Origin of the sequence: Pseudomonas sp. SWRI50 (genome assembly GCF_014269095.1) — a bacterium.
Taxonomy (GTDB): Bacteria; Pseudomonadota; Gammaproteobacteria; order Pseudomonadales; family Pseudomonadaceae; genus Aquipseudomonas; species Aquipseudomonas kermanshahensis.
This window is the reverse complement of record NZ_JABWRW010000004.1, coordinates 139,207-162,638: the sequence shown is the minus strand read 5'-3', so window position 1 is coordinate 162,638 and position 23,432 is coordinate 139,207. Positions and strand designations below refer to the sequence as shown.

General features: G+C 62.8%; 26 protein-coding genes. 16 read left to right on the top strand and 10 right to left on the bottom strand.

Features of this window, described 5'->3' with window-relative positions:
* Positions 1 to 165: 165 nt before the first annotated feature.
* Entirely contained in the window at positions 166 to 765 is a 600-nt protein-coding gene (locus HU750_RS06260; protein WP_027594052.1) for a LysE/ArgO family amino acid transporter, read from the bottom strand.
* A 97-nt stretch (positions 766 to 862) separates the two neighbouring features.
* Between HU750_RS06260 and HU750_RS06255 the strand changes: the two genes are divergently transcribed.
* The 3 genes from HU750_RS06255 to HU750_RS06245 all read left to right on the top strand — a co-directional run bounded on the left by HU750_RS06255 (position 863) and on the right by HU750_RS06245 (position 3,758).
* A complete protein-coding gene (locus HU750_RS06255; RefSeq protein WP_186677988.1) occupies positions 863 to 1,759 on the top strand; it encodes an ArgP/LysG family DNA-binding transcriptional regulator in 897 nt (298 codons plus the stop codon).
* 49 nt (positions 1,760 to 1,808) lie between these two features.
* Entirely contained in the window at positions 1,809 to 2,813 is a 1,005-nt protein-coding gene (locus tag HU750_RS06250; protein ID WP_186677680.1) for an NAD-dependent epimerase/dehydratase family protein, read from the top strand.
* A 78-nt stretch (positions 2,814 to 2,891) separates the two neighbouring features.
* The gene (locus HU750_RS06245) at positions 2,892 to 3,758 is read left to right on the top strand and encodes an ATPase (protein WP_186677678.1); all 867 of its coding nucleotides are present in this window, start codon (positions 2,892 to 2,894) and stop codon (positions 3,756 to 3,758) included.
* 115 nt (positions 3,759 to 3,873) lie between these two features.
* Here the strand turns inward: HU750_RS06245 and HU750_RS06240 are convergent, their stop codons facing one another.
* Positions 3,874 to 4,923 carry an alkene reductase gene (locus tag HU750_RS06240; RefSeq protein WP_099430349.1) on the bottom strand — a complete coding sequence of 350 codons (1,050 nt, stop codon included), beginning with the start codon at positions 4,921 to 4,923 and terminating at the stop codon, positions 3,874 to 3,876.
* A gap of 12 nt (positions 4,924 to 4,935) precedes the next feature.
* Complete coding sequence (locus tag HU750_RS06235; protein WP_099430348.1) at positions 4,936 to 5,238, bottom strand: ArsR/SmtB family transcription factor; 303 nt, start codon at positions 5,236 to 5,238, stop codon at positions 4,936 to 4,938.
* A gap of 152 nt (positions 5,239 to 5,390) precedes the next feature.
* On the opposite strand from HU750_RS06235, the gene HU750_RS06230 reads away from it, so the two are divergent.
* Positions 5,391 to 5,972, top strand: a complete 582-nt coding sequence (locus HU750_RS06230) for an acyl carrier protein phosphodiesterase (protein WP_186677676.1) — start codon at positions 5,391 to 5,393, stop codon at positions 5,970 to 5,972.
* Positions 5,973 to 6,104: 132 nt separating this feature from the next.
* Here HU750_RS06230 and HU750_RS06225 read toward each other — a convergent pair whose 3' ends face one another.
* Positions 6,105 to 6,893, bottom strand: coding sequence for a lysophospholipid acyltransferase family protein (locus tag HU750_RS06225; RefSeq protein ID WP_186677673.1), 789 nt, complete (start codon positions 6,891 to 6,893; stop codon positions 6,105 to 6,107).
* The gene (gene olsB / locus HU750_RS06220) at positions 6,893 to 7,648 is read right to left on the bottom strand and encodes an L-ornithine N(alpha)-acyltransferase (RefSeq protein ID WP_186677671.1); all 756 of its coding nucleotides are present in this window, start codon (positions 7,646 to 7,648) and stop codon (positions 6,893 to 6,895) included. Before olsB ends, HU750_RS06225 begins: the two co-directional genes overlap by 1 nt.
* A 149-nt stretch (positions 7,649 to 7,797) precedes the next feature.
* On the opposite strand from olsB, the gene HU750_RS06215 reads away from it, so the two are divergent.
* From HU750_RS06215 to HU750_RS06190, 6 genes are all read left to right on the top strand, one after another.
* Positions 7,798 to 8,685, top strand: coding sequence for an acyl-CoA dehydrogenase middle domain-containing protein (locus tag HU750_RS06215; RefSeq protein WP_099455213.1), 888 nt, complete (start codon positions 7,798 to 7,800; stop codon positions 8,683 to 8,685).
* A 71-nt stretch (positions 8,686 to 8,756) separates the two neighbouring features.
* Positions 8,757 to 9,809: a serine hydrolase domain-containing protein gene (locus HU750_RS06210; protein WP_027594062.1), complete on the top strand. Its 1,053-nt coding sequence runs from the start codon at positions 8,757 to 8,759 to the stop codon at positions 9,807 to 9,809.
* Complete coding sequence (locus HU750_RS06205; RefSeq protein WP_186677669.1) at positions 9,806 to 10,114, top strand: amidase; 309 nt, start codon at positions 9,806 to 9,808, stop codon at positions 10,112 to 10,114. The genes HU750_RS06210 and HU750_RS06205 overlap by 4 nt, the downstream gene beginning before the upstream one ends.
* A gap of 43 nt (positions 10,115 to 10,157) precedes the next feature.
* Positions 10,158 to 10,739: a YceI family protein gene (locus HU750_RS06200; RefSeq protein ID WP_099455211.1), complete on the top strand. Its 582-nt coding sequence runs from the start codon at positions 10,158 to 10,160 to the stop codon at positions 10,737 to 10,739.
* A 1-nt stretch (position 10,740) separates the two neighbouring features.
* Complete coding sequence (locus HU750_RS06195; RefSeq protein WP_027594065.1) at positions 10,741 to 11,898, top strand: phospholipase D-like domain-containing protein; 1,158 nt, start codon at positions 10,741 to 10,743, stop codon at positions 11,896 to 11,898.
* Positions 11,899 to 11,946: 48 nt separating this feature from the next.
* Positions 11,947 to 12,528, top strand: a complete 582-nt coding sequence (locus HU750_RS06190) for a DJ-1/PfpI/YhbO family deglycase/protease (RefSeq protein ID WP_172961378.1) — start codon at positions 11,947 to 11,949, stop codon at positions 12,526 to 12,528.
* A 124-nt stretch (positions 12,529 to 12,652) separates the two neighbouring features.
* Here the strand turns inward: HU750_RS06190 and HU750_RS06185 are convergent, their stop codons facing one another.
* The gene (locus tag HU750_RS06185; protein ID WP_027594067.1) at positions 12,653 to 13,051 is read right to left on the bottom strand and encodes a nuclear transport factor 2 family protein; all 399 of its coding nucleotides are present in this window, start codon (positions 13,049 to 13,051) and stop codon (positions 12,653 to 12,655) included.
* Positions 13,052 to 13,166: 115 nt separating this feature from the next.
* Here HU750_RS06185 and HU750_RS06180 point away from each other — a divergent pair, with 115 nt between their 5' ends.
* Positions 13,167 to 13,757: a GNAT family N-acetyltransferase gene (locus HU750_RS06180; RefSeq protein WP_027594068.1), complete on the top strand. Its 591-nt coding sequence runs from the start codon at positions 13,167 to 13,169 to the stop codon at positions 13,755 to 13,757.
* Positions 13,754 to 14,626: a carbon-nitrogen hydrolase family protein gene (locus HU750_RS06175; protein ID WP_186677667.1), complete on the top strand. Its 873-nt coding sequence runs from the start codon at positions 13,754 to 13,756 to the stop codon at positions 14,624 to 14,626. The genes HU750_RS06180 and HU750_RS06175 overlap by 4 nt, the downstream gene beginning before the upstream one ends.
* Positions 14,627 to 14,746: 120 nt before the next feature.
* Here HU750_RS06175 and HU750_RS06170 read toward each other — a convergent pair whose 3' ends face one another.
* Entirely contained in the window at positions 14,747 to 16,270 is a 1,524-nt protein-coding gene (locus tag HU750_RS06170; protein ID WP_027594070.1) for a fumarate hydratase, read from the bottom strand.
* Positions 16,271 to 16,519: 249 nt separating this feature from the next.
* Between HU750_RS06170 and HU750_RS06165 the strand changes: the two genes are divergently transcribed.
* Positions 16,520 to 17,440 carry an iron-sulfur-binding ferredoxin reductase gene (locus HU750_RS06165; protein WP_186677665.1) on the top strand — a complete coding sequence of 307 codons (921 nt, stop codon included), beginning with the start codon at positions 16,520 to 16,522 and terminating at the stop codon, positions 17,438 to 17,440.
* Between the two features lie 74 nt (positions 17,441 to 17,514).
* Here the strand turns inward: HU750_RS06165 and HU750_RS06160 are convergent, their stop codons facing one another.
* Positions 17,515 to 18,735 (bottom strand): NHL repeat-containing protein, encoded by a 1,221-nt coding sequence (locus tag HU750_RS06160; RefSeq protein WP_186677663.1) that lies wholly within the window; start codon positions 18,733 to 18,735, stop codon positions 17,515 to 17,517.
* Between the two features lie 160 nt (positions 18,736 to 18,895).
* Positions 18,896 to 20,347 carry a pyruvate kinase gene (gene pyk / locus HU750_RS06155; RefSeq protein ID WP_027594073.1) on the bottom strand — a complete coding sequence of 484 codons (1,452 nt, stop codon included), beginning with the start codon at positions 20,345 to 20,347 and terminating at the stop codon, positions 18,896 to 18,898.
* Positions 20,348 to 20,527: 180 nt separating this feature from the next.
* On the opposite strand from pyk, the gene HU750_RS06150 reads away from it, so the two are divergent.
* The 3 genes from HU750_RS06150 to sbcB all read left to right on the top strand — a co-directional run bounded on the left by HU750_RS06150 (position 20,528) and on the right by sbcB (position 22,879).
* Positions 20,528 to 20,914, top strand: a complete 387-nt coding sequence (locus HU750_RS06150) for a tetratricopeptide repeat protein (protein ID WP_027594074.1) — start codon at positions 20,528 to 20,530, stop codon at positions 20,912 to 20,914.
* 123 nt (positions 20,915 to 21,037) lie between these two features.
* A complete protein-coding gene (locus HU750_RS06145; RefSeq protein ID WP_027594075.1) occupies positions 21,038 to 21,406 on the top strand; it encodes a PilZ domain-containing protein in 369 nt (122 codons plus the stop codon).
* A 36-nt stretch (positions 21,407 to 21,442) separates the two neighbouring features.
* The gene (gene sbcB, locus HU750_RS06140; protein WP_186677662.1) at positions 21,443 to 22,879 is read left to right on the top strand and encodes an exodeoxyribonuclease I; all 1,437 of its coding nucleotides are present in this window, start codon (positions 21,443 to 21,445) and stop codon (positions 22,877 to 22,879) included.
* 73 nt (positions 22,880 to 22,952) lie between these two features.
* Here the strand turns inward: sbcB and mvaT are convergent, their stop codons facing one another.
* Positions 22,953 to 23,330 carry a histone-like nucleoid-structuring protein MvaT gene (mvaT, locus tag HU750_RS06135; protein ID WP_027594077.1) on the bottom strand — a complete coding sequence of 126 codons (378 nt, stop codon included), beginning with the start codon at positions 23,328 to 23,330 and terminating at the stop codon, positions 22,953 to 22,955.
* Between the last annotated feature and the right edge of the window lie 102 nt (positions 23,331 to 23,432).

Sequence of the window (23,432 nt, the reverse complement as noted above, 5' to 3'; positions counted from 1 at the left end):
TTTGTTCGACGCGATATCGAGACATGCGCCAAGGCGGTCGCGCGCGTTTGCCCCAGGAATAATTGGCCCGAAACTAACGTAGGAGCGAGCGTTGCTCGCGATGCGCCGCGCGGGCGGCGCTCGATCTCCCAGGCGCTGAAACTGCCGTGCCAAGCACTTGCGCATTCAGCTAAAAATCAGCTGCGCCGCCACCGCGAACATCATCACCGCCACCATCAGGTCGAGCATCCGCCAGGTCGCTGGCCGCGCCAGCCACGGTGCCAGCCAGGCCGCACCGATCGCCAAGGTCGAGAACCACAGCAGCGAAGCACTGGCCGCCCCCGCCACATAGGCCCCGGGCACTGTCTGCTGGGCACCGAGCGAGCCGATCAGCAGCACGGTGTCGAGGTACACATGGGGGTTGAGCAAGGTCACGGCCAGTGCACTGAGCAATACCGCCCGGCGCGAGCGCATGCCCTGGCCTTGCTGGTGCTGCAGGCTCTGCTTGGAGCAGGCGCTGCGCAGCGCCTTGGCGCCGTACCAGAGCAGGAACACCGCGCCGCCCCAACGGGCGATGGCCAGCAGGGTCGGGTTGTGCGCCAGTACCGTGGCCAGGCCGAACACCCCGGCAGCGACCAGCAGGGCGTCGCAGACGATGCACAGGGCCGCCACCGGCAGGTGGTGCTCGCGGCGCAGGCTTTGCGCGAGGACGAAGGCGTTCTGTGCGCCGATGGCCATGATCAGGCCGAAGGCCACCAGCATGCCGTTCAGATAGCTTTGCCACATGGCGGTGTACTCCAGAAAATGAGCCATAAACGATGCTGGCTATTGTGGTGATTGGCGCTGTATAAGAAAAACAAATAAAGCTGATCAGGCATTAGGGATATCGATGTTCGACTACAAGCTGCTGGCCGCCCTTGCGGCGGTGATCGAGCAAGGCGGCTTCGAGCGTGCAGCGCAGGTACTGGGGCTGTCGCAATCGGCCATTTCCCAGCGCATCAAGCTGCTCGAAGCACGGGTTGGCCAGCCGGTGCTGGTGCGGGCCACGCCCCCGAGCCCGACCGAGGTCGGGCGCCAGTTGCTCAACCATGTGCAGCAGGTGCGTCTGCTAGAGCGCGACCTGCAACGCCAGGTGCCTGCGCTGGACGAGGAGGGCATGCCGGAGCGTTTGCGGATTGCCCTTAACGCCGACAGCCTGGCCACCTGGTGGGCGGGCGCGGTCGGCCGGTTCTGTGCCGAACAGAACGTGCTCACCGACCTGGTGGTGGAGGACCAGGAAGTTGGCCTTAAACGCATGCGTGCCGGTGAAGTGGCGGCCTGCCTGTGTGGCAGCGAACGGCCAGTGGCCGGCGCGCGCAGCCTGCCGCTGGGCGCGATGCGCTACCGTGCACTGGCCAGCCCGATGTTCATGGCGCGGCATTTCCCCCGTGGGTTCGAGGTCAAGCGCTTGGCACGCACGCCCGCGATCGTGTACGGCCCGGACGACTTCCTGCAACACCGCTACCTGGCATCGCTGGGCATCGAGGACGGCTTCCTGCACCACTTGTGCCCTTCGTCCGAAGGGTTCCTGCGCATGACCGAGGCGGGGTTGGGCTGGGGGCTGGTGCCTGAATTGCAGGCGCGCGAGCAGCTGTCCAGCGGGCAATTGGTGGAAATATGCGCCGATACTCCCATCGATGTGCCGCTGTACTGGCATCATTGGCGCAATGGCGGGCAACTGCTCGCGCAACTGACCGATCACCTGCGGCACACGGCACGGCAATGGCTGGTGCCCTTGTAGCCACGGCCGGCGTCAGTTGCATCTGAAATCTGGCAAGGCGGAGTCTTACATGCGAATTCTGGTCACCGGCGCGAGCGGCTTCATCGGCGGGCGCTTTGCGCGCGTTGCCCTGGAGCAGGGCCTGGACGTGCGGGTCAGCGGCCGACGTGCCGAAGGTGTCGAGCACCTGGTCAAGCGCGGCGCGCAGTTCATCCCCGGCGACCTGGGTGATGCCGAGCTGGCCCGGCGCCTGTGCCAGGGCGTCGAAGCGGTGGTGCACTGCGCAGGCGCGGTGGGCAACTGGGGGCGCTACCAAGATTTTCACCAGGGCAACGTGGTGGTCACCGAAAACGTGGTCGAGGGTTGCCTGAAGGAGCATGTGCGACGCCTGGTGCATCTGTCGTCGCCGTCGATCTACTTCAATGGCCGTTCGCGCCTGGACATCCGTGAGGACCAGGTGCCGCGCCGCTTTCACGATCACTATGCGCTGACCAAGCACCTGGCCGAGCAGAAGGTGTTCGGTGCTCAGGAGTTCGGCCTGGAAGTGCTGGCGCTGCGCCCGCGCTTCGTCACTGGGGCTGGGGATGCCAGTATTTTCCCGCGGCTGATGCAGATGCAACGCAAGGGCCGCGTGGCGATCATCGGCAACGGCCTGAACAAGGTCGACTTCACCAGCGTGCACAACCTCAACGAGGCGTTGCTCAGTGCCCTGTTCGCCGACGACCGCGCCCTGGGCCAAGCCTACAACATCAGCAATGGCCACCCGTTGCCACTGTGGGATGTGGTCAACTACGTGATGCGCCAGATGCACTTGCCGCAAGTGACCCGGTACCGCTCCTACGGCCTGGCCTACAGCCTGGCGGCGCTCAACGAAGCGGCGTGCATGCTCTGGCCGGGGCGGCCGCAGCCCACCTTGTCGCGCATGGGCATGCAGGTGATGAGCCGCGATTTCACCCTGGATATCAGCCGCGCACGCCAGTACTTGGACTATCAGCCCAAGGTCAGCCTGTGGACGGCCCTGGATGAATTCTGCGGTTGGTGGAAGCATCAGCCCGAAGGCCTGAAAATCGGGTGATGCAACGATGGTCATCAACACGCCGCGCGAGCGGTTTATACTCGTGCCTCTTTGCGACTACCGCGGTTGAATGTACTCATGCGTAAGCCTGCTCACGACGATTACGATGATATGCCTACCCTGAGGGCCGGCACGCCCGACGATGATGAACTGATACCCGCGCACGTGATGCGCAGCCGGCAGAAAGCCGAGCGGGGGGCCAGTACGGCACCTTTGTGGGCGCTGTTGGTGGCGTCACTGATTGCCTTGGCGGGGTTGGGCTGGTGGAGCTTCCAGCAGATCTCGCTGATGGAGCAGCAACTGGTCGCGACCCAAGAAAGCTTCGCCCGTATCAGTGAAGAGGCGGCCGGGCGACTGCAGGCGATCAGCGGCAAGGTGGAGGCCAGTGAGTCTTCGGTCAATACCGGCAGCGAGGCCTTGAAGTTGCAAATTCGTCAGTTGCAGCAAGGCGTGGCCGGGCAGACCGGCGACCTGGGCAAGCGCCTGGAGCAGGTGCTGGCCGATACCCGTGAACAACAGAAGGCTGTGACCGAGCTGCAAACCCAGTTGCAGGCACAGTTGAAGCTGGTGAATGGCGAGCTGACGGCGTTGAAGTCGGGCCAGGTCGATGGCGGCAAGCTGGATGCCCAGTTCAAGGCGTTGAGCAATGACGTGGCAGCGTTGAAGGCCGCGCAGGCGGACGGTGGCAAGCTGGATGACCAGCTCAAGAGCCTGAGCAACGAAGTGGCAGCGCTGAAAAAACAGGGTAACCCGAGCGCGGCGATCCAGAGCCTGGAGCAGGACATGCTGGTGTTGAAGAGCCAGGTCGACAATCGCCCGGCGGCGGCGTCGGGCGGTGCCTCGGTGCAGGAGTTCGATGCCTTCCGCGGGCAGACCACCCGCAGCATCAACACGCTGCAGAGCCAGATCCAGAACCTGCAGCAGCAGATCAAAGCGCGCCCCTGAAGACCCCGCGTGCCCTGTAGGAGCAGCCTTGTGCTGCGAAGAGGCCAGTGCAGGCATAACCGTTACGTGCAAGCCTGCGCCGGCCTCTTCGCAGCACAAGGCTGCGCCTACCCGATCACATCCGTGGGTAGTCGATATACCCCACCGGCCCCTTGCTATAGAAGGTTTCCGGGTGTGCCTGGTTCAAGGGCGCATCCGCTGCCAGGCGCGCTGGCAGGTCCGGGTTGGCAATGAACGGCACACCGAACGCCACGGCATCCGCCTTGCCAGTGGCCAGCGCGGCATTGGCAGTGGCCTTGGTGAAGCGCTCGTTGACGATGTACGGGCCACCAAAGGCCTCTTTGATCAGCGTGCCGATGCTGTCGTCGGCTTCCTTCTCCCGTGAGCAGATGAAGGCGATGCCGCGCTTGCCCAGTTCGCGTGCCACGTAGGTGAAGGTTTCGGCACGGTCAGCGTCGCCCATGTCGTGTGAATCGGCACGCGGCGCCAGGTGCACGCCTACGCGGTTGGCCCCCCACACTTCAATGGCGGCGTCAGTGACTTCCAGCAGCAAGCGTGCGCGGTTTTCCAGCGAGCCACCGTAACGGTCGGTGCGCTGGTTGGTGCTGCTTTGCAGGAACTGGTCGAGCAGGTAGCCATTTGCACCGTGGATCTCCACACCATCGAAACCTGCGGCCTTGGCGTTTTCAGCGCCGCTGCGGTAGGCCTCGACGATGTCGACGATCTCTTCGGTTTCCAGCGCCCGCGGGGTCGGGTAGTCGCTGAGCGGGCGCACCAGGCTGACGTGGCCCTTGGGCTGAATCGCGCTGGGGGCCACCGGCAGTTCGCCGTTCAGGTAGCTGGGGTGGGAAATGCGGCCCACATGCCACAGTTGCAGGAAGATGCGCCCGCCTGCGCCATGCACGGCCTTGGTGACATTGTTCCAGCCACGCACCTGTTCGTCGTTCCAGATGCCTGGGGTGTCTGGGTAGCCGACCCCCATCGCCGTGACCGACGTCGCCTCGCTGAGGATCAGCCCGGCGCTGGCGCGTTGCACGTAGTACTCGGCCATCAGTGCGTTGGGCACCCGGCCTTCATCGGCGCGGCAGCGGGTCAGCGGGGCCATGATGATGCGGTTGGGCAGTTGCAGGTCGCCCAGCGTGATAGGGTCGAAGAGCGTAGTCATGCGGTTTCCTTTTCAGAGCGCTTGGCTCAACTGTTCGAGGAAGGCCTGAATGGTCTCCTCATTGCGTTTGAAGAAGTGCCATTGGCCGATCTTCTGGCTGCTGATCAGGCCGGCGCGCTGCAAGATGGCCAGGTGAGCAGAAACGGTCGACTGCGACAGGCCGCAGCGTTGGTCGATCTGCCCGGCACACACACCGTGTTCGGTGCTGTGGTGCTGGTCAGGAAACTGCGTTGCCGGGTCCTTCAGCCAGTCGAGGATTTCTCGCCGGACCGGGTGGGCCAGGGCTTTTATTATGTCGTCTAGATCGAGGGGCATTGGGGTGTGGCTCATGGTGAAGCGTTCGATTGCGATAGGGGGAATGTAAATCGGTATTTCGCGATATACAAATATGAAGAGGTTCTGAGCTGAGCACCAATCGCTATATCGCGTTATAACGATATAGGCGTTGGCGGTGCTAGACTGACGCCATGAACTACCTCGCACACTTGCACCTCGGCGGCCCCGCGCCGCAGCAATTGCTCGGCAGCCTGTATGGCGATTTCGTCAAGGGCTCGCTGGAAGGGCGCTTTCCTCCGGCGCTGGAAGCCGCTATCCGCCTGCATCGGCATATCGACAGCTACACCGACCGTCACCCGCTGGTGCTGGCCGCGCTGGCACGGTTCCCTGTGCAGCGGCGGCGGTTTGCCGGCATTGTCCTGGATGTGTTTTTCGATCATTGCCTGGCGCGGCATTGGGCCGACTATGCCCAGCAGCCGTTGGCGCAGTTCACCGGTGATTTCTATCGGGTGCTGCTGGCGGAGCCTGAGTTGCCCGGGCGCCTGGCGCGCATTGCACCGTTCATGGCGGCCGATGACTGGCTGGGGGCGTATGGCGATTTTGCGACCCTGGAGCAGGTGTTCAACGGCATTGCGCGGCGGTTGTCGCGGCCGGAGGGGATGGCTGGCGTGATGCCTGAGTTGGAGCGGTTGTATGAGCCGTTGATGGCGGACTTTCGCGAGTTTTATCCGCAGTTGCAGGCGTTTGCGGCGGCGGGGCGGGTGTCTGGTTAATCTTCTGCTGCCTGCTCTGGCCTCTTCGCGGGCAAGCCCGCTCCCACAGGTACCGCACAGATTTTGAGCACTGTGCAGTACCTGTGGGAGCGGGCTTGCCCGCGAAGAGGCCAGAGCAGGCAGAACCAAAGCTCAGGCAGCGCGAGCCTGCCGCCGTGGCACCACTGTTGCCTCTTCAACCCCAAACAGCGCCCCATGAATGGCCTGTTGCGCCTGCAATGCCAGCACCGCACGCTCCTTGCCAACACTGGCAATCGGCTGCAGCAGATGAATGCACACCTCGCCACGCGGCTGGGCAAACAGCCGCATCAGGTGCGACAGCAAATCATCATCGCCAATGAACGGCGCAATCGGGTCAGCCTCGCCATTGCGCAAATACTGGATGGCCACCGGCTGCACCGGCACCGCCTGGTCGATGGCACCTGCCAGCAAACGACCGTGGAACGTGCGCACGTGGCGCCCATCGGTGGTGGTGCCTTCGGGGAAGATCAACAGCGGCCGGGCGTCGCTCAGTTGCGCACTGATCTGCTCCCGCAGCCGTTGGCTGTCGCCACCGCCGCGGCGGATGAACAGCGTGCCGGCCTTCTCTGCCAGCCACCCGGCCACAGGCCAGTGGCGCACCTCGGCTTTGGACAGGAACGACAGCGGAAGCAGCATGCCGAGCAGCGGGATGTCGGCCCAGGAGACATGGTTGCTGACCCACAGCATCGGCTGTTTGGGCAGTTCGCCTAACACCCTGACCTCAAAGGGCAAGGCTGTGACCAGGCGTTTCATGAACCAGCAGCTCCAGCGTTGCCGGCGCTCGATCGAAGCCGTCAAGCCTACGCGTTCGCCAAGGGCGATCACGCTGGCCATCAGCAGGCCGAGCAGCAGCACCAGCATAAGCCGTGTGAGGCGGGCGAGTACCCGCAGCTTCGGCATCAGACCGCCGCCTTGAAGTGGCGGGCGTAACGTGGGCAGAGGTCGTCGCGCTTGAGCAGGATGAACACGTCGGCGACCTGGAAATCTTCGTCCCAGCAGGGCTCGCCGCAAATCTTCGCACCCAGGCGCATGTAGGCCTTGAGCAGCGGTGGCATTTCGGCGATGACATTGTTTGGCAGGGCCAGGTTCGGCAGCGGGTTTTTAGGCTCGGCGCGCAGGTGCTCGTTGCACAGGTAGCGTTCGCGCAGGCGCTGCATGACCGCATGGGCCTGCACGCCACCGTCCTGCATGGGGATGCTGGCGCACCCCATCAGGTAGCTGTAGCGCCCTTCGTTGAGCACTTCGGCCAACTCGCCCCAGAGCACGGCGATGGTGCCGCCGTTGCGGTATTCGGCGGCCACGCAGGTGCGGCCCAGTTCAAGAATCGGCCCTTGCAACTGCAACAGGCCGTGCAGGCTGAACTCTTCTTCGCTGTAGAAACGGCCAAGGCTGCTGGCAGCCTGGTGGTCGAGCAGCCGGGTGGTGGCGACCAGTTCGCCGGTGCTCAGGTCGCGCACGCCGATGTGGCGGCAGTGCGGGTCATAGTCATCCATGTCCAGACCGTGTTCGGCACCCTTGAGCTTGGCCTTGAATTCTGCGCTGAACACTTTGTAGCGCAAGGCCTGGGCTTCCTGCAGGGCCGTGGCGCCGACCAGGCGTTCGGCTTGCAGACGGCGTTCAGTGCTGTTGTCGCCGGTGTGAGCGATCCGAGTCATTACGAGTCTCCATAAGCCAGCCATGAAGGGTTGCGGCCGGTCGGCTTTGTTGTGCAAAGTCAGCCTAGGTAGACGGGGTGTCACCCCTGTGAATCTTTGGTGATGCTTGCGTGACACCCACCCTCAACCCCCGCAAGGAGCTGCGTCCGATGGCCTGGCTACAACGACTCAACGACCCGCTGCGCCAACCTGTGGCCGGCACCCTGGGCGAAACCTACGCCGCGCTGCTTGAGCGCCTTGGCCAGGTCGCCCCGTTCGAACTGGCGGTGCTCGGCGGGCGCGCGATGGCCACGCCGGGCCTGGCCTTTCTCGTCGGCTACCAGGCCGCCTTACGCGTGCTCTGGCCCAGCGCGCCGGCCAGCCTCGGCGCCCTGTGCGCCACCGAGCGGCGCAGCGTGCGGCCGGCGGACATGCGCACGCGTGTCGACGGGTTGCGCCTGACCGGCAGCAAGGATTTCGTCACCGCCGGGCTTGAGGCGGAATGGTTGCTGGTGGCGGCGCGCAGTGAAGCGGCAGGCGAGGCACCACGCTTGAACCTGGCGGTGGTGTACCCGGGCGAACCGGGGGTGACGTTGGAGGCGTTGCCGACCTTGCCGCTGATGCCCGAAGTTGGCCATGGCCGGTTGCACCTGGAGCAGGCGGCGTGCGAATTGCTGGCCGGAGATGGCTGGGATGCCTACGTCAAACCGTTTCGTTCGCTCGAGGACTTGTACGTACTTGCCGGTATGACGGCCTGGCTGTATGGCGTCGGCCAGGAGTGTGCGTGGCCGCAGGCGTTGCGCTTGCGCCTGCTGAGCGTATTGGCCGGGTGTGCAGAAGGCAGCCGTCAGTGTGCGGACAGTGTGGGTTGCCATTTGTTGCTGGCGGGGTTGTTTGCGCAGTTTCAGGCGCTGCGCGCTGATATTGATGAGGCGTTGCTGGCTGGGCCCAAGCAGTGGGCGCAATTGTGGCAGCGTGATCAAGGGGTGATGGCGCTGGCTGCGGCCGCGCGGGAGAAGCGCCTGGCCAAGGCCTGGGCGGCTGCAGGATTGTCATGAAACGCCGGCAGACTCGGGTGAACATTTGAATGTTGGGGTTGCAACGCAGCCCCCTACTGTGTGAGCTCAAGATGGAAAAGGTCCTGCTGGCCCTGCTGTGGCTTGTCATGTCCTCGGCCCGCGCCGAACACTGGCCAGCCCCCGACTGGCAAACCGACCCTGCCCCCCTCGACTGGCAAGCCGTCGACGCCTACGCCTTCCCCGCTGACCGCAGCATCCACACCAATGCCCTGCTGATCATCCGCGACGGCCGCATTCTCTATGAACGCTACACCCACCCCACAAACGCCCATACCGCGCACCTCACTTGGTCCGTGAGCAAGAGCGTGCTGGCCACGGTGTTGGGTGTTGCCCAAGGCGAAGGCCGCTTCCAACTGCAGGACCCGGTCGCCCGCTTCTATCCACCCATGCAAGCCCACCCGGACGTGCGCCTGGCCGACCTGCTGCACTGGGCCAGCGGCCTGGACTGGCAGGAAGACTACGAGTACGCCCCGTTAAACTCCTCCGTGGTGGCCATGCTCTACACCCGCGGCCGTGGGGACATGGCGGCCTACACAGCGGCGCGGCCAGCGGCCCGCACACCAGGGCAGCATTTTTTGTATTCCAGCGGTGACAGCAACCTGCTGGCTGCAGCCTTACGCGGCATGCTCGATGCCGGGCAGTACCCCGACTACCCCTGGCAGGCGCTGTTCACGCCGCTGGGCATCCACAGCGCGGTGTGGGAGCGCGATGCTGCCGATACCTATGTCGGCTCTTCGTACCTGTACCTCACTGCCCGCGACCTGGCGCGCATTGGCCTGCTGATGCAGCGCGAGGGGCGCTGGGGTGATCGGCAGCTGCTGCCTGAAACCTGGGTGGCCTTCAATCGCACACCCTTTGCACAGGCCGAGCCAGTGCCGGGTGAAGCCAACCCGGGTGGCCACTGGTGGCTCAACGATGCGCAGGCTTGGCCGGATGCCCCCGCGGACACCTACGCCGCGCTGGGCCATTGGGGCCAGGCGCTGTACGTGTTGCCTAAGCAAAAACTGGTGGTTGTCCGCTATGCCGATGACCGCGACGGCACCTACCAGCATGACCAACTGCTCAAGCGTGTGTTGGCGGCGCTGGCCGGGGAGGGCGCATGAGACGTGCACTGCGGGTCTTTGTGGCGCTGCTTGCCGTGTCGCTGGGCTGGAGCGCGTGGCAGGCGCGCCAGGCGCTGGCGGATTTCCCGGGCATTCTTTCGGCCTATTCGGCCAAGGAGTATTGCTCGTGCCGCTTCGTCATGGGGTTCGACCCGGCCTACTGCCGCGCCTACGTGAAACAGTGGCTGCCGCTGAGCCTGCTTGAAGAAAGCAGCGAGCAACGGCGCGTTACCGCTGAAGGCCTGGGCCGGCGTAACCAGGCTGCATGGCAGGGCGTGCGCGAGGGCTGCCGCTTGCTGCCATGATGGCGGGCGGGTAAGGTTGCGGTCTTGTTTCACGAGATCTGTCATGTTCAAGTTGCCCCGTCTCCTGCCCGCATTATTGCTGGCCCTATGCCTTCCCGCCCATGCCAACTGGCACCTCGATGGCGAGTCATCACGCCTGTCGTTCATTACCGGCAAAAACGGTGATACGGCGGAAGTTCATCGCTTTCTGGTGCTGCATGGCACGGTGGACCGCAAGGGTGCGGCTGGCCTGCGTATCGAAATGGATTCGGTCAGCAGTGGCATCCCGCTGCGCGACGAGCGCATGCGCGACGGCCTGTTCGAGGTCGAGCGGTTCGCCGAGGCCACGGTGAAGGCACAGCTGGACCTGCGGCCGATCAACGACCTGGCCAACGGTGCGCAGATCGAACTGCGCCTACCACTGACAGTGACGCTGCATGGCCAGTCCCACAGCTACAACGCCTTGCTGCTGGCCACACGCCTGGACGAGCGGCGCTTCCAGGTGGTGACCCTGGAGCCCTTGGTACTGCGCGCCGAGGATTTTGGCCTGGTGCCGGGGCTGGAGAGCTTGCGCAAGTTCGCTGGGCTCAAGTCCATCAACCCATCGGTACCGGTTAATGCGGTGCTGATCTTTACCGCCCGCTGACATGCCGGGGCCGGTCTTCCCCTGGCGGGATGGCAACCAGTTCGAACTGCTGATCGACGGCCCCGAGTTCTTTCCACGCATGCTCCAGGCGATCACGCGTGCCGAGTTCCAGGTCGACCTCGAACTGTATCTGGTCGAAGCGGGCGCGTGCGCCGATGCGGTGGTCGACGCGCTGGCACACGCTGCCCGCCGCGGTGTGCGAGTGCGCTGCCTGTTCGATGACTATGGTTCGCTGGCCTTCAACAGCGCCTTGCGCCAACGGCTGCTTGAGGCCGGCGTGTACCTGCGCTGGTACAACCGCCTGCGCTGGAAGCGTGGCCTGCGTAACCTCTACCGCGATCACCGCAAGCTGCTGCTGGTGGACGAGCGCTGGGCCGCGGTGGGCGGCACGGGCGTCACCGATGAATTCTGGACGCCGGGCACCGCTACCAGTGAATGGCATGAGGTGATGGTGCAAATAGAAGGCCCTGTGGTCACCGACTGGCAACTGCTGTTCGACCGCCAATGGCACGCCAACAACCGCCGCACCGCCTGGCGGCCGGCTGAAGGCTTTGGCTTGCCACGTCTGCCCAAGGTGCCGGCACAAGGGCAGGGCATGGGCCGGGTAGCCTATGCCGACGCCCGTCAGCATCAGGACATCCTGCATGCGCTGGTGCGTGCGCTGAACAGCGGCAAGCAGCGGGTCTGGCTGGCCACGCCGTATTTTCTGCCGACCTGGAGCGTGCGCCGCTCGTTGCGCCGCGCAGCCAGCAAGGGCCTGGACGTGCGCCTGTTGCTGACCGGGCCGCGTACCGACCACCCGTCGGTGCGCTATGCCGGGCATCGCTATTACCCCCGTCTGTTGCGCGCCGGGGTGAAGATATTCGAGTACCAGCCGTGTTTCCTGCACCTGAAAATGGCCGTGGTGGATGACTGGGTCAGCGTCGGCTCGTGCAACTTTGACCACTGGAACCTGCGCTTCAACCTCGAGGCCAACATCGAGGCCCTCGACCCGCCGCTGACCGCTGCCGTGGTGGCCAGTTTCGAGCGTGATTTCGCCTTGAGCGAAGAAGTCGACCTCGCTCACTGGCATGCCCGGCCACTGTGGCGGCGGGTGAAACAGCGGGTGTGGGGGTGGCTGGACCGGCTGGTGGTCAACGTACTCGACCGCCGTGACTAAGAGCGACTATCGTGCAGTGACTGTTCACAGGCAATGGAAGGAGTGGATGTGATGACGGCGAAGAAGATTCTCATGCTGGTGGGCGATTACGTCGAAGATTACGAGGCGATGGTGCCGTTCCAGGCCCTGAGCATGGTGGGCCATACGGTGCACGCCGTGTGCCCCGAGAAGCTCGCGGGCCAGACCGTGCGCACTGCCATCCATGACTTTGAGGGTGAGCAGACTTACAGCGAAAAGCCGGGGCATAACTTTGCCCTGAACTACGACTTTGTGCGCGTGCGTGCCGAAAGCTATGACGCCCTGCTGATCCCCGGCGGCCGTGCCCCTGAATACCTGCGCTTGGATGACAAAGTGCTGGACTTGGTCAGGGCGTTCAACGAGGCGGGCAAGCCGATTGCCGCAGTGTGCCATGGGGCTCAGTTGCTGGCAGCGGCTGGCGTGTTGGAAGGGCGCGAGTGCAGTGCCTACCCGGCGTGTGCACCGGAGGTGCGCTTGGCGGGCGGCACGTTCATCGATATCGCGGTGGACCAGGCGCACGTGGATGGCAACCTGGTTACTGCGCCGGCGTGGCCTGCGCACCCGGCCTGGCTGGCGGCATTTTTGAAGGTGTTGGGGACGCGTATTCTCTGAGCCGGCCCATTCGCGGGCAAGCCCGCCCCCACAGGGTAGCTGCTGTTCTTCAGTTCAGTGGAGCACCGGTGGGAGCGGGCTTGCCCGCGAAAGGGCCAGTACAGGGAGCACAGTGCGAACAGCCTTAACCGACCTGCTCAACCCAGTCATTGAGGTTGTAGTAGTTGGTTACCCGGGCAATCTTGCCGCAGTGAATATAGAAGAACGCCCCCGCTGACAGCACATACGTCTGCCCATTGGCCGCAGGTAGCCCTTCATCATCGGCGAGGTATTCGCCATGCACTGTGAACTCCGCCGCCGCCCGGCTGCCGTCGGCATTCTGCATCACCACGATATCGGCCAGGCGCTCGCGGTAGCAGCGGTTCATCTTGTCCATGAACGCGGCAAACCTGGCCTTGCCCATCTGCCGCTCGCCCTGGTTGATGTCGTGGATCACGTCCTCGCTGAGCAGGGCGAGAAAGCCTGGCATGTCACCGGCATTGAAGGCTGCGTAGTATGCATTTACCAGTTCGGTAGCGGTCATGGAACAATACCTGTCGTGTAGGGAAAAGGCGGAGCGTGGGTTCGGATGATAGGGTTTCCCCTCAAGCCCGGCTTAGCCGAGCGCGTCATCCACATCGACAAAACGACCGCCAAGCATGGAAATACGCCTGTTGCACGGCGCCGCTATCGCGCCTTACATCGATGACCTCGCTCGCCTGCGCCTGACCGTGTTCCGCGAGTTCCCTTACCTTTACGACGGCACGCCGGAGTATGAGGCCGACTACCTCTCTACCTACGCCCGCTCTGGGCGCAGCCTGGTGGTGCTGGCGCTGGACGCCGGCAGGGTGGTGGGTGCCGCCACCGGCCTGCCCCTGGTGGACGTTGCCGCCGAGTTCCAGCAACCGTTCCTGGCCCAAGGGCGTGACCCTGCCAGCGTGTACTACTTCGGTGAATCGGTCGTGTTGCCGGAGTACCGGGGCCAAGGCCTGGGCGTGCGCTTCTTTATCGAACGCGAGTCCTATGCCCACAAGCTCGCCGAGTTCGACTATTGCGCCTTCTGTGCTGTCGAGCGCCCAGGCGTGCACCCCCGGCGGCCGGCCGATTACAAACCCTTGCAAGGGTTTTGGCGCAATCGAGGCTTTTTGCACGACCCCTCTTTGCGCACCACCTATGGCTGGCGCGACCTGGATGAGCAGGAAACATCTGAAAAGATCATGTCGTTCTGGCTCAAGGAACTGCCGATATGATCCGTCTGGCGGCCTGCCAGTACGCCATCGAACTGCACAAGACCTGGGATGCTTACGTCGACCACCTGCAGCGCCTGTGCGCCGAAGCCGTGCAAGATGGCGCCCAGTTGCTGCTGTTGCCGGAGTACGCGGGCCTGGTGCTCAGCGGGCTTCTACGCGAGGAGCAGCGGGGTGACCTGAAGGGTTCCATCGCCGGTATCCAGCCGTTGATCGAACCCTGGAAGGCCTTGTGCGAGCGCATTGCCCGGCGCTGGGGTATCTATCTGCAACCCGGCAGCCTGCCAGTGCAGGACAGCGATGGCCGCTATCGCAACCGCGCCTGGCTGTTTGGCCCCGACGGTGTGCTGGGTTATCAGGACAAACTGATCATGACCCGCTTCGAGCGCGAGCAATGGGACATCGCGCCGGGCGAGGGGCTGAAGGTATTCGAGACCAAGCTTGGCAAGCTGGGCATTCTGATCTGCTACGACAACGAGTTTCCGATGCTGGCCCGGCACTTGGCCGAAGCGGGTGCCGACCTGATTCTGGCCCCCAGTTGCACCGACACCGAAGCCGGTTACAACCGGGTGCGTATCGGCGCCCAGGCAAGGGCGCTGGAAAACCAGATTGCCGTGCTGCAGAGCCCGACGGTAGGGCTGGCGCCGTGGTCACCAGCGCTGGATGAGAACATTGGGCGTGCGGGGTTGTTCGTACCGCCGGACCATGGGATGCCCGCGGATGGCGTGGTGGCGCTGAGTGATCAGCTCAACCCGGTCGGCAGCCAGTGGCTGATGTGTGAGGTAGACCTTGAGGCCGTACGGCGGGTGAGGCAGGAGGGGCAGGTGTTTACCCGGCGCGACTGGCCAGAGCAGTTCGGGCGGATGCTGTAAATGAAAACGCCCAGCGGATGCCGTAATGCTGTTCACTTAAGAATGCCGGGGCCGCAAAGCGGCCCTAAGTGAACAGCATTACGGCGGATGCCGGGCGTTTTCGATCAGGCCAGAGGTGAATTACTTCACTTCAACAGCCAGGCTTTCGGCAATCTTGCTCTGCCACAGCGCAGGGCCGGTGATGTGCACCGATTCACCGTTGCTGTCCACCGCGACGGTGACTGGCATGTCTTTCACGTCGAACTCGTAGATCGCTTCCATGCCCAGCTCGGCGAAGGCCAGGACCTTCGACTTGCGGATCGCCTGGGCTACCAGGTAAGCGGCGCCGCCGACGGCCATCAGGTACACGGCCTTGTTGTCCTTGATCGCTTCGATGGCAGTCGGGCCACGCTCGGACTTGCCGATCATGCCCAGCAGGCCAGTTTGCTCGAGGATCTGGCGGGTGAACTTGTCCATGCGGGTAGCGGTGGTCGGGCCGGCAGGGCCAACCACTTCGTCACCGACCGGGTCGACTGGGCCGACGTAGTAGATGAAGCGGCCTTTGAGGTCCACTGGCAGTTCTTCGCCACGGTTGAGCATCTCGACCATGCGCTTGTGCGCAGCGTCGCGGCCGGTGAGCATCTTGCCGTTGAGCAGGATGGTCTCGCCTGGCTTCCAGCTGGCGACTTCTTCCGGGGTGATGTCGTCGAGGTTGACACGGCGGGCGCTTGGGCCGGCTTCCCAGACGATTTCTGGGTAGGCGTCCAGCGACGGCGCTTCCAGCTCGGCTGGGCCGGAGCCATCGAGCACGAAGTGCGCGTGACGGGTGGCGGCGCAGTTCGGGATCATGCACACCGGCAGCGAGGCCGCGTGGGTCGGGTAGTCCATGATCTTGACGTCGAGCACAGTGGTCAGGCCGCCCAGGCCCTGGGCACCGATGCCCAGCTGGTTGACCTTCTCGAACAGCTCCAGGCGGATCTCTTCGATGCGGTTTTGCGGGCCACGGGCTTTCAGCTCATGGATGTCGATGGACTCCATCAACACTTCCTTGGCCATGACCGCGGCTTTTTCGGCGGTACCGCCGATGCCGATGCCGAGCATGCCAGGTGGGCACCAGCCAGCGCCCATGGTCGGAACGGTCTTCAGCACCCAGTCGACGATCGAGTCGGACGGGTTGAGCATGGCCATCTTCGACTTGTTTTCCGAGCCGCCGCCTTTGGCTGCGACATCGACTTCGACCTTGTCGCCAGGGACGATCGAGTAGTGGATGACAGCCGGGGTGTTGTCCTTGGTGTTCTTGCGGGCACCGGCCGGGTCGGCCAGGATCGAGGCGCGCAGGACGTTCTCAGGCAGGTTGTAGGCGCGACGCACACCTTCGTTGATCATGTCGTCGACGCTCAGGGTGGCGCCGTCCCAGCGCACGTCCATACCGACGCGCACGAACACGGTGACGATACCGGTGTCCTGGCAGATCGGGCGGTGGCCGGTGGCGCACATGCGCGAGTTGATCAGGATCTGGGCGATGGAGTCGCGCGCGGCAGGCGACTCTTCACGCAGGTAGGCCTCGTGCATCGCCTGGATGAAATCGACGGGGTGGTAGTACGAGATGAATTGCAGGGCGTCGGCGACGCTCTGAATCAGGTCGTCTTGCTTGATCACGGTCATGCAGCGCGCTCCTCTTAAAGACGGGAACATTCGTAAAGGCCCTTCGACACTGCACACCTGTGTGTCGAAACGCCTGGCAAGGCGTCGGCAGGTCAGGCCGACGTAAAAAGGCGCGGCAGTATAGCGCGCCTCACCGTGCGAAACACCTGCGTGTGGTCTGGACCATGGTCGGCAGGGTGGCGGGCATCCTTTTTGCTGCCAATCGCGGCTTGCCTTAGAGTGACGATGTGTACCCGGAGAATCATGACCATGCCTGAACTCTGTGTGGGCGAGCGCCGCTGGACGGTGCCCACCGGCAGCAACCTGCTCGATGCCTTGAACGCGGCGGGCTTGAATGTGCCCTACAGCTGCCGCGCAGGCAGTTGCCACGCCTGCCTGGTGCATTGCCTGGACGGGCAACCGGCAGATGCCTTGCCCGAGGCTTTGGCGCTGGACAAGCACGCACAGGGCTGGCGCCTGGCGTGCCAGTGCCGGGTGGTGGATGACCTGCGCGTGGCGGTGTTCGACCCGCTGCTCGAAGGCATGCCCGCAACGGTGTGCGCACTGGACTGGTTTGGCGATGTGTTGCGCTTGCGCCTGCGGCTCGAGCGGGCGCTGCGCTACCACGCCGGCCAGCATCTGGTGTTGTGGAATGGTGCGGTCGCGCGGCCATATTCCTTGGCAAGCCTGCCGGGTGAGGATGATTTTCTCGAGTTTCATATCGACTGCCGCCGGCCAGGGGCGTTTTGTGACAGCGCTCGGGGCTTGCGGATTGGCGATGAGCTGCGCCTGGGCGAGCTGAGGGGCGGGGCGTTGCACTACGACCTGGACTGGCAGGAGCGTCCACTCTGGTTTTTGGCGGCGGGCACCGGGCTTGCGCCTTTGTGGGGCATCTTGCGTGAGGCTGTGCGGCAGGGGCATCGCGGCGAGATTCGGGTGCTGCATGTGGCGCGGGACAGCGCCGGGCATTACCTGGCTGGAGCGATGCAGGGTATGGCAGGTGTGACCGTCGACCTGGTGCTGGCGGAGCAGATGGAGGAAGCGCTGGCGGGGTTGCGGATGGTGTCACGACAGACGGTGGCACTCGTATGCGGGGCGCCCGCGAGTGTCGAGCGTTTCGCCCGGCGCCTGTTCGTTGCAGGGGTGCCGAGAGGCCAGGTGTACGCGGATGCCTTTGTTGAACACGTCTGAACCCTTGAACCAAGCACCTTGGTCAACCGCGTGCGGTTCGCGATTGACCACTTGCCATGTGCCGGTGCTGATTGTCAGGGCGCTGTGAGGCAACGTAGCAGGAAACCTTTGCGGATCCAGCCTTGCTCGTCTTCCTCATTGTCCTCGCCGGTCACCAATGTGTTGCCGTCTGGCTGCAGCTCGCTGCTTGAGGCCATGTCCATGCTCTTCCCTAGAGAGAACGACAGCCAGCCATTGTCCTGAAAACCGCTGTCCGGTTGGCCGTTGGTCAAGTACCTGCCGACTAATAGATCAGATTGAATCCCGCCGGTGTCGCCTACGGTGATGATGGCCTGATCGTTGAAGACGGCGACTGTTTTCCAGTAACCACCGATGTCCAGTGAGGTAGTGGTGAAGCCCGACAACGGTTGGCCCTGATCATCGAAAGCGGCGATCACGCCTTTTTGAGGGACTTCGCCGCCGGCACAGACGATGGTGTTCGAAGCGAGTTTGGCAACCGAGAAAAAGTTGGCATGAGTAGTCAGCTCGGCGAAGGCAAAGCCTTCGTTACCGAATGTCGAGTCATAGTCACCGCTACTGTGCAGCCGGATGACACAGGCTAAGTCGAGATCAGCAGTCATGACTGACCCGCCCAGGAGAATGAATTCACCGTCCAGAAGCATCGCGGTCGTGTAAGTAAGGTATCCCCTGGGAGGAGTAAGCTGCTTGTAACCGGTGCCGTTGAAGGTCGTATCCAAGGCGCCGTCGGCATTGAACCGCATGATCATGGAGTGGGTATTGCCGAACGTAAATAGGAGGTAAACCTTGTCGTTCGCCGCGCGTGTCTGCACCTGCGGTAGCCCCTCAGCGACTTCAATAACGCGGGGTGTGGTTTGGTCGTGCACCTCAAGGTCTGTGGGCGTCTTGATCACAACATGGCCATCCTCGCCGAATGACGTGTCTAGCAAGCCGCTGCTGCTGAATCGAGCCAGAGCGGGTTGTAGGCCATTATGCAATCCGATCATGAGGATTTTGCCGTCTGAGAGCAGGTGAACACGGCTGCCAACGGCGGATAACGGGGGAGCGAACTTGCCTTCGGTCAGCCCGTTGTTTTTACCAAAGTGTTGATCGAGTTTGCCTGTGTTATCCACACGGAAAATGACGTAATTGCCGCCCACACTCGTGCCAACGCAAATTCTGCCGTTCTGGTTATCTGGGATTGAAGACGCAACTTGCTGAATCGACCGGTGTGGACGAGCGACGCCGTAGGCGCCGTAGTCAGGATCCAGCACGTTCTGTTTGCGAGTTGTGCTCATTGCTTTTCACCTTTCGTGTTGAACAGTGTGAAGGCGTTGCGTCACTCAACGATCGCAGGCTGGGCGCCACGACGAAACTGGCAAAAATGCTAGGTAGCGGACATGAAAAAGCCCCGTGAGTGAACTCACGGGGCTTTTTGACTACGGGTGTGTAAGGCAATCAGACCAGCGGATCACCGACATGCAGGATCTTCATGCCGTTGGTGCCACCGATGGTGTGGTAGCTGTCGCCCTTGGTCAGGATCACCCAGTCACCTTGTTGCACCAAACCACGCTTGAGCAGTTCGTCGACCGCCGCCTGGCTCACCTTGTCGGCCGGCAGCGAAGCCGGGTCGAAGGCAATCGGGTAGACACCGCGGAACATCGAGACGCGAGCCTGGGTAGCGCGGTGCGGCGACAGGGCGAAGATCGGCACGTGCGAACGCAGGCGCGACATGATCAGTGGGGTGTAGCCACTCTCGGTGAGGGCGATGATCGCCTTGACGCCCGGGAAGTGGTTGGCGGTGTACATGGCCGCCAGGGCGATGCTTTCGTCGCAACGCTCGAAGGTAGTGTGCAGGCGGTGGCTGGACTTCTGGTTGGTCGGGTGCTTCTCGGCACCCTGGCAGATGCGCGCCATGGCCTGGACGGCTTCGATCGGGTAAGCGCCGGCGGCACTTTCGGCCGACAGCATCACCGCATCGGTGTTGTCCAGCACGGCGTTGGCCACGTCGGACACTTCGGCGCGGGTCGGCATCGGGTTCTGGATCATCGACTCCATCATCTGGGTCGCTACGATCACCGCTTTGTTGTTGCGGCGGGCGTGCTGGATGATCTTCTTCTGGATGCCGATCAGCTCGGCGTCGCCAATTTCCACACCCAGGTCGCCACGGGCAACCATGACGGCGTCGGAGGCGGCGATCAGCTTGTCGAGGGTTTCGTCGTCGGCAACGGCTTCGGCACGCTCGATCTTGGCCACCAGCCAGGCGCTGCCGCCGGCCTCGTCACGCAGCTTGCGGGCATATTCCATGTCGCTGGCGTCACGGGGGAACGATACGGCCAGGTAGTCCAGGTCCATTTCCGCGGCCAGCTTGATGTCGGCCTTGTCTTTTTCGGTCAGGGCCGGTGCGGTCAGGCCGCCACCTTTGCGGTTGATGCCTTTGTGGTCCGACAGCGGGCCACCGATGATCACTACGCAGTGCAGTGCATCAGCAGTGGCGGTCTCGACGCGCATGACCACACGGCCGTCGTCGAGCAGCAGTTCGTCACCGACGCCGCAGTCCTTGACCAGGTCGGGATAGTCGATACCGACGATGTCCTGGTTGCCTTCGGTCAGCGGGTGGGCGGTGGAGAAGGTGAACTTGTCACCGATCTTCAGTTCGATGCGCTTGTTGCTGAACTTGGCGATGCGGATCTTCGGACCTTGCAGGTCGCCCAGCAATGCGACGTGGCGACCGTTCTTGGCCGCGATTTCACGGATCAGGCGAGCGCGCGCCTTGTGCTCGTCCGGCGTGCCGTGGGAGAAGTTCAGACGTGCCACGTCCAGGCCGGCAAGGATCAGTTGTTCGATCACTTCCGGCGAGTTGCTGGCGGGGCCAAGGGTGGCGACGATTTTGGTACGGCGGATGGTCATGCACAGACTCCTATAGTGAAGCGCAGCGAAAGGCTACTCCTGAATCTCGCTGTAGTCATTGTTCCGTTGCACTACCTGCGACCAAGGCAGGGTAGCGTTTGAACGGTCAGGCCATCCTCGCAAAAGGGTGTGAAGATTTATGGGCAAAGGCCGATACACTGGCATCAAAGGAGACCCCTCATGCGAGCCCTGATCGTTTTAGCCTTGGCGGCCAGCGCCGTCGGCTGCACCCGCTGGTCGATGGACCACCACTTGAACAATGCCTACCGTGCGTACGACCGCGGTGATTGCCAGCGGGTGATGCTGGAGCTTTCGCAGGTCGACCGCACCAGCCGCGCGCGACCGTTCGTCCACCCCGAGGTGTCGCTGCTGCGCGGCCAGTGCCTGGAACGCCAGAAGCTGTTCGTGGACGCTGCGCAGACCTACGAGTACATGATCCGGGCCTACCCGGGCAACGAATACGCCTACCGCGCCCAGGCCCGGCTGCAGACCCTCGAGAAGCTTGGCCATTACCGTGGCGCTGAGGCTGCCGTGGCCAACCCGGTGCAGACCCCCCCTTGGCGTTAACACCAAGGTGTGATTTATTTCACGGGATTAACCGCGCGCGCTGCGCTAATCTGTAACTCAGTTGTTACAACAACCGCCAGTACCGCGCATTCCTGGCACCGGGTACGGACTGCACTTGTGATCATCTTCAACAAGCGGCATATCGAACGCCATCAGTTGCCCTGCGTTCTCAAGGTCTTCAACCGTTTTACCGATCAGCCGATCGGCCAGCTGGGTAATGCCTCAGTAGACGGTTTGATGCTCATCAGCCAACTGCCGGTGCTGGTCGGGCCGGATTACGAGCTGCAATTGCGTTTGCCGTTGGCCGGTGGCGGGTATCAGTTCATCAACCTCACCGCCAGTTGCCTGTGGTGCCGCGAAGACCAGACGCCCGGCCATTACGACTCCGGCTTCATGTTGCTGCAGGCGCCCCGCGAGTACGACGAGTTCGTTCGCTCTCTGCACGACTATTTCAGTTTCCGCCCCGCCAACGCTTCCGCTAGAGCCGAGTAGGCTAGAATCGGGTCGACCTCGATACAGGACGACCCCGTGAGCTCCAGCATTTTCTGGCACGACTACGAAACCACTGGCATCAACCCGCGCTGCGACCGGCCGCTGCAGGTGGCCGGTGTGCGCACCGACTTCGACCTCAACGAAATCGAAGAACCGATCAGCCTCTATTGCCGCCCCTCGGACGACATCCTGCCGCACCCGGCTGCTTGCCTGGTCACCGGCATCACCCCGCAACAACTGGAAACCCAAGGGCTGTGCGAAGCCGAATTCATGACCCGGGTGCACGCGCAACTGGCGCGCCCAGGCACCTGTGGCGCTGGCTACAACACCCTGCGCTTTGACGATGAAGTGACGCGCTACAGCCTTTACCGCAACTTTTTCGACCCTTACGCCCGTGAGTGGCAGGGCGGCAACAGCCGCTGGGACCTGATCGACATCGTGCGCACGGCCTATGCCTTGCGCCCTGAAGGCATCGAGTGGCCGCAGCAGGATGGCCGTACCAGCCTGCGCCTGGAGCTGCTCAGCAAAGCCAATGGCATCGACCATGGCCACGCCCACGAGGCACTTTCCGACGTGCGGGCCACGATTGCCCTGGCGCGCTTGATCCGGCAGAAACAGCCGAAATTGTATGAGTGGCTGTTTCAGCTACGCAGTAAACAAAAAGTGATGGAACAGGTCCGTTTGTTGCAGCCGCTGGTACATATTTCGGGGCGTTTTTCGGCGGCCCGTAATTACCTGGGCGTGGTCCTGCCGCTGGCGTGGCACCCGCGCAATCGCAATGCCCTGATTGTCTGCGACCTGCATCAGGAAACCCTACCGTTATTGCGGGAAAGTCCTGAAGTTCTTCGTCAGCGCTTGTATACCCGCCACGAAGAATTGGCCGAGGGCGAATTACCCGTTCCGCTTAAATTGGTGCAGATCAATCGTTGCCCAGTGCTGGCGCCACTCTCGGTATTGCGCCCGGTCGATCAACAACGGTTGGGCATCGACTTGACGTTGTTACAATCGCGTGGCGAACAGCTGGCCAATCAACAAGCACACTGGCAAGACAAGCTGGAACACATCTACGGCAAGGATGATTTCACGCCGAGTGAAGATCCTGAACAACAGTTGTATGACGGTTTTCTGGGCGACCGTGATCGGCGTTTGTGTGAGCAAGTTCGCACGCTGGAACCCGCGCAATTGGGCCAGGGGCACTGGATGTTCGATGACCCGCGCATGCCTGAACTGTTGTTCCGTTATCGGGCTCGCAACTTCCCTGAGACCTTGAACAGTGAAGAGCGTCAGCGTTGGTATGGCTTCTGTCAGCAACGCCTGAGCGACCCGCAGTGGGGCGCGCCGAATACCCTGGGTGATTTCGAGCAGGCGCGGCAGCGTGCCTGGGAAGGCGCCGACGAGGCGGGCCGGCGGGTACTGGATGCGTGGCAGGAACACGCGCGAAAACTGCAGGCACAATTTGCAATTGCGCAGTGAATGGAAAAACAAAAACGCCGGCATTGAGCCGGCGTTTTTTTGTTGCGCTAAGCAACGTTGAGCGTGCGGACAATCAGTCCAGCAGGGTCGCCCAGCTTTCAACCACGTCACCACCCCACTTGGCTTTCCATTCTTTCAGGGTTTTGTGGTTGCCGCCTTTGGTTTCGATCACTTCACCATTGTGCGGGTTCTTGTATTGCTTGACCTTGCGCGCACGCTTAGTGGCGGTAGGCTTGACCGCGCCGCGAGGCGCTTTGCTCAGTTTCGACTCTGGGTCGAGAAGGGCAATCACATCACGCAGCGACTTGGAGTACTCGCCCATCAGCGTGCGCAGTTTGCCTTCGAACTCCAGCTCTTGCTTCAGCTTGTCGTCTTGCGAGAGGTTGGCCAGGCGGGCTTGAAGTTCCTTGATGGCTTCTTCGGTGGCGCGGTACTCGTTAATCAGGGACATGGAGAGTTCCTTTAATGCGTGTTCAGAAATGTGTGGGCCAATAATAGACAGGCGATACTCGCAAGTAAACATACAAATGGGCCATTAACTGTTAATTAAGCT